Annotated in this window: 11 protein-coding genes; 9 read left to right on the plus strand and 2 right to left on the minus strand. The window is 53.9% G+C overall.

Features of this window, described 5'->3' with window-relative positions; translation table 11 throughout:
* Window positions 1-9 precede the first annotated feature (9 nt).
* The 7 genes from ulaR (at window position 10) to HC231_RS01790 (ending at window position 9,225) form a co-directional block, all read left to right on the plus strand.
* On the plus strand, window positions 10-765 hold the full coding sequence (ulaR, locus tag HC231_RS01760) for an HTH-type transcriptional regulator UlaR (RefSeq protein ID WP_208229468.1): 756 nt from the start codon (window positions 10-12) through the stop codon (window positions 763-765).
* 102 nt (window positions 766-867) lie between these two features.
* Window positions 868-1,197: a thiosulfate sulfurtransferase GlpE gene (gene glpE, locus HC231_RS01765; protein WP_208229469.1), complete on the plus strand. Its 330-nt coding sequence runs from the start codon at window positions 868-870 to the stop codon at window positions 1,195-1,197.
* 169 nt (window positions 1,198-1,366) lie between these two features.
* On the plus strand, window positions 1,367-2,197 hold the full coding sequence (gene glpG, locus HC231_RS01770; RefSeq protein WP_208229470.1) for a rhomboid family intramembrane serine protease GlpG: 831 nt from the start codon (window positions 1,367-1,369) through the stop codon (window positions 2,195-2,197).
* A gap of 24 nt (window positions 2,198-2,221) precedes the next feature.
* Window positions 2,222-2,980, plus strand: coding sequence for a DeoR/GlpR family transcriptional regulator (locus HC231_RS01775; RefSeq protein WP_208229471.1), 759 nt, complete (start codon window positions 2,222-2,224; stop codon window positions 2,978-2,980).
* A gap of 44 nt (window positions 2,981-3,024) precedes the next feature.
* Window positions 3,025-5,448, plus strand: coding sequence for a maltodextrin phosphorylase (gene malP, locus HC231_RS01780; RefSeq protein ID WP_208229472.1), 2,424 nt, complete (start codon window positions 3,025-3,027; stop codon window positions 5,446-5,448).
* Between the two features lie 11 nt (window positions 5,449-5,459).
* Window positions 5,460-7,550, plus strand: a complete 2,091-nt coding sequence (malQ, locus tag HC231_RS01785) for a 4-alpha-glucanotransferase (protein ID WP_208229473.1) — start codon at window positions 5,460-5,462, stop codon at window positions 7,548-7,550.
* A gap of 556 nt (window positions 7,551-8,106) precedes the next feature.
* On the plus strand, window positions 8,107-9,225 hold the full coding sequence (locus tag HC231_RS01790) for an FUSC family protein (RefSeq protein ID WP_208229474.1): 1,119 nt from the start codon (window positions 8,107-8,109) through the stop codon (window positions 9,223-9,225).
* 141 nt (window positions 9,226-9,366) lie between these two features.
* Here the strand turns inward: HC231_RS01790 and nfuA are convergent, their stop codons facing one another.
* Window positions 9,367-9,942, minus strand: coding sequence for a Fe-S biogenesis protein NfuA (nfuA, locus tag HC231_RS01795; protein WP_208229475.1), 576 nt, complete (start codon window positions 9,940-9,942; stop codon window positions 9,367-9,369).
* Window positions 9,943-10,001: 59 nt separating this feature from the next.
* Complete coding sequence (gene gntX / locus HC231_RS01800; protein ID WP_208229476.1) at window positions 10,002-10,703, minus strand: DNA utilization protein GntX; 702 nt, start codon at window positions 10,701-10,703, stop codon at window positions 10,002-10,004.
* 45 nt (window positions 10,704-10,748) lie between these two features.
* On the opposite strand from gntX, the gene bioH reads away from it, so the two are divergent.
* Complete coding sequence (gene bioH, locus HC231_RS01805; RefSeq protein ID WP_208229477.1) at window positions 10,749-11,531, plus strand: pimeloyl-ACP methyl ester esterase BioH; 783 nt, start codon at window positions 10,749-10,751, stop codon at window positions 11,529-11,531.
* Between the two features lie 99 nt (window positions 11,532-11,630).
* Window positions 11,631-13,376 carry an alkaline phosphatase gene (locus HC231_RS01810; RefSeq protein WP_208229478.1) on the plus strand — a complete coding sequence of 582 codons (1,746 nt, stop codon included), beginning with the start codon at window positions 11,631-11,633 and terminating at the stop codon, window positions 13,374-13,376.
* Window positions 13,377-13,528 lie beyond the last annotated feature (152 nt).

Genomic DNA, 13,528 nt, shown 5'->3' on the forward strand with positions numbered 1-13,528 from the left:
GGGGTAAACATGACTGAATCTCAGCGTCATAATGCCATCATCGATTTTCTGCAACGACAAGGGCAGCTCACGGTTGCCGATCTGATCAAGCACTTTGATGTCTCTCCAGCCACGGCGAGACGCGATATCAACAAGCTTGATGAGTCCGGTAAGTTGCGGAAAGTTCGCAATGGCGCTGAAGCGGTGAATGTTCCGCGGCCGGCCTGGACGCCGCTCAATATTTATCAGGCGCAGAATTTGGATGAGAAAATGCGTATCGCCAAAGCGGCGGCGCAACTGTGCCGCCCCGGCGAAAGCGTGGTGATTAACTGCGGGTCGACCGCATTTTTACTGGGGCAGGAAATCTGCGGCAAGGACGTGCAGGTGATAACCAACTATCTGCCGTTGGCGAATTACCTGATTGAGCAGGAGCACGACAGCGTCGTCATCATGGGGGGGCAATACAATAAAAGCCAGTCCATTACGCTGGCCCCGCAGGAAGGCGATGCCAGCCTTTATGCCGGGCACTGGATGTTTACCAGCGGCAAGGGGCTGACGGTGGAGGGATTGTATAAAACCGATATGTTGACCGCGATGGCGGAGCAAAAGATGCTTAACTATGTCGGTAAGCTGGCGGTGGTGGTGGACAGCAGCAAAATCGGCGAACGCGCCGGGATGCTGTTCAGCCGGGTGGAGCAGATCGACGTCGTTATTACCGGCAAACAGGCGAATTCAGAGATTATCGCGCAGCTGCGTGAACAGGGCGTGGAAGTGATATTGGTGTGATAGCGCGGGTTTTCGCCATAGCCTTGCAATTTATCCGGTTTACTCTGCGGCCCGTCAGGTTACAATAATGCCCCTTGTTATTAACTTGGTATTAACTTTCTGATGGAACAATTTGCAGCGATTGACATTGAAAATGCGTATTCCCGCTGGCAACAGGGGGAAGTTATCGTCGATATCCGCGATCCGCAGAGTTTCGCCATCGCTCATGTCCCCGGCGCGGTACACCTGACCAACGAAACCCTGGCCGATTTTGTGCGTCAGGCCGATTTCGACGCGCCGGTGATGGTCATCTGCTATCACGGCATCAGCAGCCGCAGCGCGGCGCAGTATCTGCTCAGCCTGGGGTTCGACATGGTTTTCAGCGTTGACGGCGGTTTTGAAGCCTGGCAAAACCGCTATCCGCAGGATGTCAGCAGCAACGGCGGGACATGATATGTCCGCGTTATTCTTTGCTACCGATCGCCTTTCCTAAGCGTTTCATTTTTCACGGCGCATTCTTTGTATTTAACCTGGCGCTTCATGGGTTATTATCTACCGCTTCAATCATATTCATATTACTGTCGGGGGGCTCCCCGCATTCGACACTATCCGGTATAACGCCATGATTCGAGTTATTGCTCTATCCAACCTGCGCCTTGCCCAAGCGTTTGTTGATTACATGCATACGCAGAATGTCAGCCTGGAAATGCGCGTGACGGGACAAGACGCCGAGCTGTGGCTGGCTGATGATGCGCAATTGGCGAAAGTACAGCAGGCGTTGGAGATATTTCTGCGGGATCCGCTCAATCCCCGCTATCAGGCGGCAAGCTGGTCCGCGGGATCGACCGATGGCGCCCTTCAATATAAATCTTTTTCTTATCTGCAAACGCTGCGGCAGCGCGCCGGGCCGTTGACGCTATCGGTGATCGCGGCCGCCGTCGTGGTTTTTCTGCTGATGCAGATTTGGGGCTATGAGCCGGTGATGGCGTGGTTGTCTTATCCCGATGCCGGACAGGAGCTACAGCTATGGCGCTGGTTCAGCCATGCTTTGCTGCATTTTTCCATCTTGCATATCTTGTTTAATCTGATGTGGTGGTGGTATTTGGGAGGGGCGGTCGAAAAAGTGCTGGGCACCCGCAAATTGCTAACGATCACCCTGATATCCTCGGTAGCGAGCGGCTGGGCGCAATCCTGGTTTAGCGGTATCTACTTCGGCGGGCTGTCCGGCGTGGTGTATGCGTTGATGGGATACGTCTGGCTGCGGGGCGAAAGAGAGCCCAACGGCCATTTATTTATGCCGCGGGGGATGATGATTTTTGCGCTGCTGTGGCTGATAGTCGGATATTTCGATATTTTAGGCTTGTCGATAGCCAATGCCGCGCACGTGGCGGGGTTAGTCATCGGGTTATTGATGGCCTTGTGGGATACCTATAATAAAACCGTCCGCCGGTAAATCCGGAATGCTTAGGGGATGAACGTGAAGCAAACACAACGTCATGAAGCCATCATTGAACTGGTGCGTCGCCAGGGGTACGTCAGCACGGAAGAGCTGGTCGAACATTTTGCGGTGAGCCCGCAAACGATTCGTCGCGATCTGAACGAGCTGGCGGAACGGAATAAGATCCACCGCCATCACGGCGGCGCCGCCTTGCCTTCCAGTTCGGTTAATACCGCCTATACTGACCGTAAGATGATGTGGTCTGAAGAGAAAGCGCGAATCGCCCGTCAGGTTGCCAGCCAAATCCCGGATGGCGCGACGCTGTTTATTGATATCGGCACCACGCCGGAGGCCGTGGCCCATGCGCTGATGCAGCACAAAAAACTGCGGGTGGTGACCAATAACTTGAACGTGGCGACGCTGTTGACGGCAAAGGAGGATTTCCGCTTAATTCTTGCCGGCGGCGAAGTGCGCAGCCGGGACGGCGGCATTATGGGGGAGGCCACTCTGGACTTTATCTCTCAGTTTCGTCTGGATTTCGGTATTTTGGGTATCAGCGGCATTGACATGGATGGCTCATTGCTGGAGTTTGACTACCATGAAGTACGCACCAAACGGGCCATCATTGAAAATTCCCGTTGCGTCATGTTAGTGACGGATCACTCTAAATTCGGTCGCAACGCCATGGTGAATCTGGGCAACATGGATTTGATCGACTATCTTTTCACCGATCAACTACCGCCACCCAGCGTACTGAAAATCATTGAACAACATAAGGTGCAGTTGGAGTTGTGCTGATCCAGATGTGCCTTTTCCGTGGCGGGCTATAGGGGAGAGGCACCATGTCGCAGTTTGCGTTTAACCCATCACAGTTTGCGGCCGCATTACTTCGCCAACAGCAGTATCACCGAGTTTCTTCCCTGGGGCAGATGACGCCGGCGCAGTGCTGGCGGGCGGTCAGCGTCGCGCTGGCCGAGCAACTGGCCGCCCATCCCCTCTTTTCCGCTTCGCCGGATGACGCGCATGGCCAGCCGGGACAGCGCCACGTCAATTATCTGTCGATGGAGTTTCTGCCCGGCCGCCTGACGGGCAATAATCTGTTGAATCTGGGGTGGTATGACGCCGTCGCCGAGGTGTTGGCGCAGCAGCGGATTAACCTGAGCGACGTGCTGGAGCAGGAGATCGATCCCGGTTTGGGCAATGGCGGTCTGGGGCGGCTGGCCTCCTGCTTTCTGGATTCGATGGCGACGGTTGGGCAAGCGGCGATCGGCTATGGCCTCAACTATCAATACGGCCTGTTTCGCCAGCATTTTGCCCAGGGACAACAGCAGGAGACCCCCGACGACTGGCACCGCGACGGCTATCCGTGGTTTTTCCCGCGTTCGGAACTGGCGGTGGACGTCGGTTTTGGCGGCGGCCTGCAACCGTTGGATGACGGCGGCGAGCTATGGCGGCCGGATTTTTACTTACGCGGCGAAGCCTGCGATTTGCCGGTCATGGGGTATCGCAACGGTCTGGTCCAGCCGCTGCGTCTTTGGCAGGCGACTCACCGCCATCCGTTTGACCTGACGCTATTCAATGCGGGGCGCTATCTTCAGGCCGAACAGGCCGGCATTGCGGCCGCCAGCCTGACCAAGGTGCTGTATCCGAACGATAACCACGCGGCGGGCAGGCGCTTGCGGCTGATGCAGCAATATTTTCAGTGCGCCTGCTCGGTGGCCGACATTCTGCGCCGGCACCAACAGGCGGGGCGGGAACTGGCCGAACTGCCGGATTACGAAGTCATTCAGCTTAATGACACCCACCCGACGCTGGCGATCCCGGAGTTGATGAGGCTGCTGCTGGACGAGCACCACATGCGCTGGGACGACGCCTGGTCGATAACCGGGCGCACTTTCGCCTATACCAACCATACGTTAATGCCGGAAGCGCTGGAGCGCTGGGATGAAAGGCTGTTCGGCCGCCTGCTCCCGCGTCATCTTTCCATCATTAAGCGGATTGATGCGCAATTTAAGGCGCAGGTGGAGCGGCTATGGCCCGGCGATCGCCGGATATGGGCGAAGCTGGCGGTGCGTCATCGGCGGCAAATCCGCATGGCCAACCTGTGCGTGGTGAGCTGTTTCGCGGTAAACGGCGTGGCGGCGCTGCATTCGGAACTGGTGGTGAAAGATCTGTTTCCCGAATATCAACGGCTGTGGCCGAACAAATTTCATAATGTGACGAACGGTATTACGCCGCGCCGCTGGTTGAAACAGTGTAACCCGGCATTGTCCGCATTGATCGATGAAACCTTGGAGACGGCGTGGGTGAACAATTTACCCGCCTTAAAAGGATTGGAGCCTTATGCAGATAACGCCGGATTCCGTGAACGCTACCGGCGGATAAAGCACGACAATAAGGTTCGGCTGGCGGATCATCTGCAACAACATTATGGGGTGACTCTCGATCCGCTGGCGCTGTTTGACGTGCAGATCAAACGGCTGCACGAATATAAGCGCCAGCATCTGAATCTGCTGCATATCCTTGCTCTTTACCGGCAATTGCGCGATAACCCGCGGCTGGATATAGTTCCGCGCGTCTTTCTGTTCGGGGCCAAGGCCGCGCCGGGCTATGTGCTGGCGAAAAACATTATTTATGCCATTAACCAGGTAGCTGAAAAAATTAATCGGGATCGCCGCTGCAACGATCGTCTTAAGGTGGTGTTCCTTCCCGATTACCGCGTGTCGCTCGCCGAACTGATGATCCCGGCCGCGGACGTCTCCGAGCAGATCTCGACGGCGGGCAAAGAAGCCTCCGGTACTGGAAATATGAAGCTGGCTCTGAATGGGGCTCTGACGGTGGGCACGCTGGATGGCGCCAATGTCGAAATCGCTCAGCAGGTCGGCGCGGAGAATCTGTTCATTTTCGGCCATACGGTCGAACAGATCAAAACATTGCAGGCGCAAGGATATAACCCTTACGACTATATCGATAAAACCCCGTTGCTCGGTGAGATTTTGGCTGAGTTGGGGAGTGGAGCCTTTAGTCAGGGAGATAAACAGGCATTTGCTCCATTGTTGAACAGTTTGCTGAAAGAGGGAGACCCTTATTTACTCATGGCTGATTTTGCCCCTTATTGTCAGGTGCAGCAGCGCGTGGATGCGAAATATCGTGAACAGGAGGAATGGACTCGCCGTTGTGTACTCAATACCGCCAGGATGGGCATGTTCAGCTCGGATCGGTCGATTCACGATTACCAGAAACGTATTTGGCAAGTGCGCTGTTAAGGAAAAGCAAGATGGTATTCAAGGCGGACAACTCGGCTATTCAATCAATGGTTATTGCGGAAAAATATACCGATGCCTATGGCAATGAACACTTTGTCGATGCATCGATCCGGGACAGGCTGCTGGCGATGATGGATACATCCGAAGGTGACGATGCGCCGTTGCCTCCGGTAAAGGTTTTTCTGCAAGGCGGGGACGCCGTCATCAAATTGGCCGGCAGCGGGGAATTTGATTGGGTGCTGGCGTATGAAAATGGCGGCCAGGTTCAGGGAAAGGCGGCCGGCGGCGCGAACCTGATGCTCCCCGCCAAACTGCCCCTGGGATATCACCATCTTACCCTGGCGCAGGGCGAACAAAGCTGGAATTGCCGCATCGCGATAGCGCCTCATCGCTGTTACGAGCCGGAGGCTCTGACGCAGGGGAAACGCTGGTGGGGCGTTAACGTGCAGCTTTATACCCTGCGTTCGCAAAATAACTGGGGCGTGGGCGATTTCGGCGATCTGCGCCAACTGGTGGAGCAGATAGCCCGCCGCGGTGGGGCATTCGTGGGGCTGAATCCGCTTCACGCCCTGTATCCGGCGGCGCCTGAAGCGGCAAGCCCGTACAGTCCATCTTCTCGTCATTGGCTGAACATTATTTATATCGACGTCAACCGGGTGGACGATTTCCAGCAGAGCCCGGAGGCGCAGTTCTGGTGGCTGCAAGAGGATACGCAACAAAGGGTATCGGAACTGCGCGCGGAACGTTGGGTTGATTATGTACAGGTGACCGCGCTTAAGTTAAGCGCGTTACGATTGGCTTTCCGCTATTTTAACACCCGCAGCGTTCTGGATCCGCGGATCAGCGCTTTTAGCCAGTTTGTGACGAACGGCGGGCAAAGTTTGCAGCTACAGGCGACGTTCGATGCGTTACAGGCTTATCTGAAGCAACGGGGCGACAATTATGCGGACTGGCAACAGTGGCCTGTCCGCTATCGTGATGCTCGCGGCAAGAGCGTTAAGCTGTTCCGTTATGAACACGCCGAGGAAATTCGGTTTTATTGCTGGCTGCAATGGCTGGCGTATGAGCAGTTGGCGGAGTGTTTCGCGCACAGCAAGCAGCTTGGCCTGCCTATTGGTCTGTATCGTGACCTGGCGGTGGGCGTTGCTCAAGGCGGCGCGGAAACCTGGGATGAACGGCAGCTATATTGTCTGGATGCCTCCATCGGCGCGCCGCCCGATCCGCTGGGGCCGCAGGGGCAAAACTGGCAGCTATCTCCCATGAACCCCAGGCTGATGCAGCTGCGCGGCTATCAGCCGTTTATTGACGTGCTGCGCAACAATATGGCGAACTGCGGCGCGCTGCGTATCGATCATGTTATGGCATTGATGCGCCTGTGGTGGATACCCAATGCGGAGCCCGCGGGCAACGGGGCTTACGTGCATTATCCGCTGGACGACCTGTTGGCGATATTGGCGCTTGAAAGCCAGCGGCATCGCTGTCTGGTGATCGGCGAAGATTTGGGCACCGTGCCGCCGGAGATCGTCAGCAAGCTGCATAATTTCGGCATCTATTCTTATAAGGTGCTGTTCTTTGAACAGGATGAACAGCATCGCTTCCGCTCGCCCGATAACTACCTTCGTCAGGCGATGGCGACGATTACGACGCACGATCTTCCCACGTTGCGCGGCTACTGGCAGGCGGTGGATTTATCGCTGGGCCGGGATTTGGGCTTGTATCCGGATGCCGGGTTATTACAACAACAAATGCAATTACGCGAAAAATCGAAGCAGGGCTTGCTGAACGCGCTGCATCAGCAGGCGCTTTTGCCGCAAAGGGTAGGGCGTAATTCATCGTTGACGGCGATGGGTATGCCGCTTAACCGCGGTGTTCACCGTTATATGGCGGATAGCGCCTGTGCGTTGGTGGGGTTTCAACTGGAGGATTGGCTGGATATGTTCGCTCCGGTGAATGTTCCCGGCACCAGCCGGGAATATCCGAATTGGCGGCGAAAACTCAGCCGGACGTTGGAATCGATATTTACCGACCGTTATCTTGAGCGTTTGATTCGCGATATCGATTTACGGCGCGGCGCGCCCGGCAAACAACAAGGGGAAACCTGATGATTTTGCCGGAGTCGGTCAGGATAAACGCAAGTATCACGCTGACTAGACTCCGGTGAAAACGCCGCCGGCGTTCTATATTGAACGCCATGCGTATCGCCTGCGGCGTATGGCGAATTATGCGACGGAATAGCGGTTTCGCATTGGTGATGGCGATCATCCGAATAGACGAATAGTGTGAAAATGAAATGAAAATTTACGTTTGATTACACGCGTCAAATGGCACATCATTTTCATAAGGCATATGTTTTACCTGATAAAGAATAGTGGGGGTAACACGGGGAAATAATCATGACATATCATTGCTGTCCGAAATGCAGTAGGCTGGTTACGCTTACGCAATCAACCTGCCCACACTGCTCCGCCGATCTAAGATATAAAAGAACGAGTTTTACAAAGGAGTGTATAAAGTTTGCCGCCTATATTCTGCTGGCGCTGTCCCTGGTGATGATAAAATATGATCATCACTTTTTCTCGTCTGATTCATTATTTATTGCGATTGCTTCAATTGCGTCTTTGATGGTTATTACTATTCTTAATTTAAAAGAAAAGCGTCATGAAAATAGAAGGTAAAATAAAAAATATACAATATCGATATTATCGAGTTTCACATGCAATGCGGCTGACGATGGCATTTCTCTGTTGTTTGCTGATTTTTTCAAAAATCAAGACGATAGAAGATGTGTCATGGATTTTTATCACATTGGTTGTGATAATGGGGCCGATGTCTTATAAAGGCAGTGTCTACCCGCGCGCCGTTCAGCGCTTTATGGGGACTCTAATCGGTATTATTTTTAGTATCATATCTTTTTATCTCGGCAAGTATAGTCCGGTTTTAGCCATTTTACCTATCGCCATGGGGATATTCACCTGCGGTTATCTGGTGCTGAGTAAAATACCTTATGCGGCGATTCTTATCGGGATTTCGCTTTCGGTGGTCGTTACCGCTTCGGAAGGTAATATGGATATCGCCATCTGGCGGATATCCGATATCTTTATCGGTTGTCTAATCGCCGTTCTGTTTTCCAGCATTTTACCGCATAAAGCGAGTATTCACTGGGATATTGAACTCTTCAAGCTCATCTCCAATCTGCATCTTCTTTATGCCGCCAACCTATCACGGAATATTTTTACCAAGCTGGATCTCCGCCAGCTAAACATGAAGAATAAGAAGATTATTGCAGATATTGTTAAGCTGTCTGGACCGGCGCAAAAAGAAACCAAACATAATAAATCGACCTATATTAGTATCCAGGAGTGTATTCAGGATTTAACATCTTATCTGGTGTTAATCGAAATGGCATATTGGGAATGTGATACCAGCCATAAAATAATTAATAAATCTTCTCTATCCGCGCAGATAAATAATGCCATACAATACCGCTTCGTTATGTTGGAATCTTTCATCCGCGATAATATTAGAGATACTGATGGGTTAAAAAAATTTCACTATCGTGAATTTAAAAAAGAGGTTATGTGCGAACTGAAAAGAATTGTGAATAGCCAATCAGATAATGAGGAACAGCAGGATCTGGCGGTGGAAAATCAGATATATGGCTACTTTTATTTAGGCATGAAAATTATCGATCGGCTGGATACGCTTATTGAACTGTTGTATGCCATGAAGGAAGCTCGGGCGCATAAGCATTTTCATCTGATACCGCATAAGGGGTAATCGCCGGTAAGGGACGCGCTACCTTGCGTTCACGTCGGGCTTTGGCGGAACGGCTTCTTACTCTCCGGCCGTTTGCTCGTGAGCAAGCGGCCGGGGCCGCCGTTTTCCCGCAACGTAACATCTATTGGGGATAGGTAAACATCAGTAGTAGGAGTGTTCGCCGCGCTGGTGCTCGGTGAGATCTCTTACGCCTTTCAGCTCAGGGAATTTTTCCAGCAACTCTTTTTCAATCCCTTCTTTCAGCGTGTAGTCGACCATTGAACAGCCGTTACAGCCACCGCCGAATTGCAGGATCGCCAGACCGTCGTCGGTGATTTCCATCAGCGTGACGCGACCGCCGTGACCGGCCAACTGCGGATTGATTTGCGATTGCAGCACGTATTCCACTCGTTCGATTAACGGTGCGTCGTCAGCGACCTTACGCATTTTGGCGTTGGGCGCTTTCAACGTCAGTTGGGAGCCCAACTGATCGGTGACGAAATCGATTTCGGCATCTTCCAGATACGGCGCACTGAGTTCGTCTACATAAGCCGAAATTTTTTCAAATTTCAGTTCAGTGTCACTGGCTTCCACTGCATCCGGAGGGCAATAGGACACGCCGCATTCCGCGTTGGGAGTGCCGGGATTGATGACAAAAACACGGATTTGAGTGCCTTCTTCCTGTTTTGCCAGCAATTTCACAAAGTGTTCCTGAGCAGCATCAGTAATACGGATCATAATGTTAAACTCAATGTTGATCATATTTAACGATTATAATACGCCCATCCTCCCGCCAACTACAAGGTTCGGCACAAACACCATACCTGAACGCCCGCCGCTCCCCGAGCCAGTAACACCCGGCTGATCTCCGCCGCCGTGCTGCCGGTGGTCACCACATCATCCAGCAACGCCACCTGTTTCCCCGTCAATAGCGCCTCGCAGGCAAACGCGCCCTGTAAATTTTTACGCCGGGCGCTGGCGCTGAGCCGTTGTTGAATTTGGGTTTGACGCAGGCGTTTAAGCGTTCGCGGTTCATATGCGCAGCATAGCCAATGCGCCAGAGGTTCGGCTAACAACTCGGTCTGGTTAAAGCCGCGCGACCAGTGACGCCGCCGGTGTAACGGCACGGTCACCAGTCGATCCGGCCGCGGCAGCGAATACGCCGTCAGCAATGCGCGTTCACGACGGTTCGCCAGCCAGCGAATCAGGATTTGGCGGGCAAGGACGGGCGCCAGCTCCGTTTTGCCGTGAAATTTAAACAGCTTCGCCAAGGTATTAAGCGGCGGAACATAGTCGCTGACAAACGTTATTGATTGCCAGGGCGGCGGATTTTGCAGGCAGCGCCCGCATTGTCTGGAGGGATCGCCCGTTGGTAACCCGCAGCGCGGACAACATAAAGGCGGCGGCGGTAAATGGCGCTGACAGACAGCGCAAATCCCGTGCCGGCTGAGATAAAGCGGCTGGCGGCATAGCCAACAGTGGGCGGCGATGGTTAACATAGACGCTTCCTTGAAATAATTCTCCCTAAGGCAGGATGATAATTGATGAAGTCGTTGTATTGGCAGACTGAAGGTACAGGAACAACGGAACTTGTGCTGTTGCACGGTTGGGGACTGAATGCGCAGGTATGGCATTGCATCTCGCCGCGATTGGCTCCGCATTTTCGTCTGCATCTGGTGGATTTGCCCGGCTATGGCCGAAGCCAGGGATTCGGCGCGATGCCGCTGGAAGAGATGGCGGCGACGGTGCTGGCCCAGGCGCCCGCCCGCGCGATCTGGTTAGGCTGGTCGCTGGGCGGGCTGGTTGCCAGCCAGGCGGCGTTGAGCGAGCCGCAGCGGGTGAGCGGATTGATTACAATCGCCTCTTCTCCCTGCTTTAGCGCGCAAGAGGAATGGCCCGGTATCAAACCTGAGGTGTTGCACGGATTCCAGCAACAGCTCAGCGAGGATTTCCAGCGCACCGTCGAGCGCTTTCTGGCGCTGCAAACATTGGGCACGGCAAGCGCACGGCAGGATGCCCGGCTGTTGAAGCGCGTAGTGCTGGAACAAGCGATGCCGCCGGTCGAGGTGCTGAACGGCGGGCTGGAGATCTTGCGCCGGGCGGATCTGCGCCAACCTTTGTGCTCGCTGACGCAGCCTTTGTTGCGGATGTACGGCGCGCTGGATGGACTGGTGCCGCGCAAAGTCGCCGGGTTATTGGATCGGCTATGGCCCGACTCTTCCTCGGTTATTATCCCGAAAGCCGCGCATGCGCCGTTTATTTCTCATCCGGATGCGGTTGTTGAACGGATCCTGGCGTTTAGCCGGCAGCCGCGGGTGGTTGATTGAGTTATGTCCGAACGCCTTAAACAATATCATCGATCATCAAACTGTAAAAAAAGGTAACTAGGTTATGTCCTGCTAATTTTGTAATTCAAGGACATAACGATGAGAGCTCGTTGGTTACTGCCTCTACTGTTTGCATCCGCTTTACCGGGAATGCTTCAGGCACAAGCCATTTACCCAATTGACCGCGCGACAATGCTGGCGGGTGGGAAATTCGATTTTAAGGTTGAGTTTGACGAAGTATTAAAGCCGGAAGATATTCGTATCCTGATCAATGGGAAGGACTATCAGCAGGTATTCGGCAAATCGGCTGCCTTTGTGGAACGTGAAGATGGCGAAAACGTCTCCGCGGTTTGGGTTCGGGACGTAACCCTGCCGGCTGCGGGAAAATATGTTGTAGCGGCGCAGGCCAAGGGAAAATCTTCAGAAGTTACGTGGGACGTTTACCAGACGCCTGATAAACGTAAAGCCAAGAACGTGATCCTGTTTATTGGCGACGGCCTGTCGGTCGCGCACCGTACCGGCGCCCGTATCCTGTCCAAAGGCATTACCGAAGGGAAAGCCGACGGCCGCCTGGCGATTGACGATCTGCAATATATGGCGTTTGGCGGCACCTCCAGTACCGACTCTATCGCGGCGGACAGCGCCAACACCATGAGCGCCTATATGACCGGCCACAAATCCGGTGTGAATGCGCTGGGCGTATATGTCAGCCGCAGTAAAAACTCGCTGGAGCATCCGAAGCAGGAAACGCTGGGCGAATTGCTTACCCGTTCGACCAAAATGTCCGTAGGCGTGGTCAGCGATGCCGAGCTTGAAGACGCCACCCCGGCCGCCGTGGTGTCCCACACCCGCCGCCGTGCGGATAAGGCGGAAATCGTCGAGATGTTTTACAACGTGAAACCCAGCGTGATTCTGGGCGGCGGCTCGGCCTATTTTCTGCCGAAAAGTACGCCTGGCTCCAAGCGTAAAGACGAAAACAACTATGTGGAAAAATTCCAGCAGGATGGCTATACGCTGGTGACCGACGCGGACACGCTGAAGAAGAACGCCTCCCAGGCCACCAAACTGTTGGGGCTGTTCCATACCGGCAACATGGATGGCGTGCTGGATCGCCGCTTCCTGAAGAACGACGTCGCCAAAAAATTCCCCAACCAGCCGGATCTGACCGAAATGACTCAGGCGGCGCTGGATGTGCTGTCTAAAAACAAGGACGGTTTCTTCCTGATGGTGGAATCCGCGCTGATCGACAAAGCCTCGCATCCGCTGGACTGGGAACGCGCATTTTATAACACCATCATGCTGGATCAGTCGGTGGCGATCGCCAAGAAGTTTGTTGAGAAAAATCCGGATACGCTGATCATCGTAACGGGCGACCACACGCACGGTATCTCTATTATCGGGACGGTGGATGACAACAAACCCGGTACTGAAATGCGCGAGAAGGTGGGCGTGTATGAAGACGCCGGCTATCCGAACTACCAGGACGCCAATAAAGACGGCTACCCGGATGACGTGAATGTCTCCAAACGTCTGGCGGTCTTCTTCAACAACTTCCCCGACTACTACGAAACTTTCCGTCCGAAACTGGATGGCACCTTTGTGCCGGCAATCAAGAACGAGAAAGACGAGTACGTCGCCAATAAAGCCTATGAAAACGTACCGGGTGCCGTGTTCCGCGAAGGTATTTTACCGCGTTCCGTCGATACCGGCGTTCACTCGGTAGACGATATGGTTATCCAGGCCAGCGGTCCGGGGGCCGAGCGTATACATGGTTATATGGATAATACCGAGCTGTTCCGGGTGATTGTGGATGCCCTGGCGGTAAGACCGCAGGATAAGAAATAATCGAACGGTATGATTGAACTTAATGGCAATCCGGTGGGGGAAACCCCGTCAACGTTTGATGCTATGCACGACCCCCTTCCAGCCTCCCCCTTTGCAGGGGGAGAAGCCTCTTCGCTCCCTCTCTTACGAAGGGGAGGGTTGGAATGGGAAGG

Source organism: Brenneria izadpanahii (assembly GCF_017569925.1).
Classification (GTDB): Bacteria; Pseudomonadota; Gammaproteobacteria; order Enterobacterales; family Enterobacteriaceae; genus Brenneria; species Brenneria izadpanahii.

What these genes read in the sequence shown, in the direction of transcription:
- ulaR (WP_208229468.1), top strand. Translation starts at nt 10, where the DNA reads ATGACTGAATCTCAGCGTCATAATGCCATCATCGATTTTCTGCAACGA.
- glpE (WP_208229469.1), top strand. Translation starts at nt 868, where the DNA reads ATGGAACAATTTGCAGCGATTGACATTGAAAATGCGTATTCCCGCTGG.
- glpG (WP_208229470.1), top strand. Translation starts at nt 1,367, where the DNA reads ATGATTCGAGTTATTGCTCTATCCAACCTGCGCCTTGCCCAAGCGTTT.
- malP (WP_208229472.1), top strand. Translation starts at nt 3,025, where the DNA reads ATGTCGCAGTTTGCGTTTAACCCATCACAGTTTGCGGCCGCATTACTT.
- malQ (WP_208229473.1), top strand. Translation starts at nt 5,460, where the DNA reads ATGGTATTCAAGGCGGACAACTCGGCTATTCAATCAATGGTTATTGCG.
- HC231_RS01790 (WP_208229474.1), top strand. Translation starts at nt 8,107, where the DNA reads ATGAAAATAGAAGGTAAAATAAAAAATATACAATATCGATATTATCGA.
- nfuA (WP_208229475.1), bottom strand. Translation starts at nt 9,942, where the DNA reads ATGATCCGTATTACTGATGCTGCTCAGGAACACTTTGTGAAATTGCTG.
- gntX (WP_208229476.1), bottom strand. Translation starts at nt 10,703, where the DNA reads ATGTTAACCATCGCCGCCCACTGTTGGCTATGCCGCCAGCCGCTTTAT.
- bioH (WP_208229477.1), top strand. Translation starts at nt 10,749, where the DNA reads ATGAAGTCGTTGTATTGGCAGACTGAAGGTACAGGAACAACGGAACTT.
- HC231_RS01810 (WP_208229478.1), top strand. Translation starts at nt 11,631, where the DNA reads ATGAGAGCTCGTTGGTTACTGCCTCTACTGTTTGCATCCGCTTTACCG.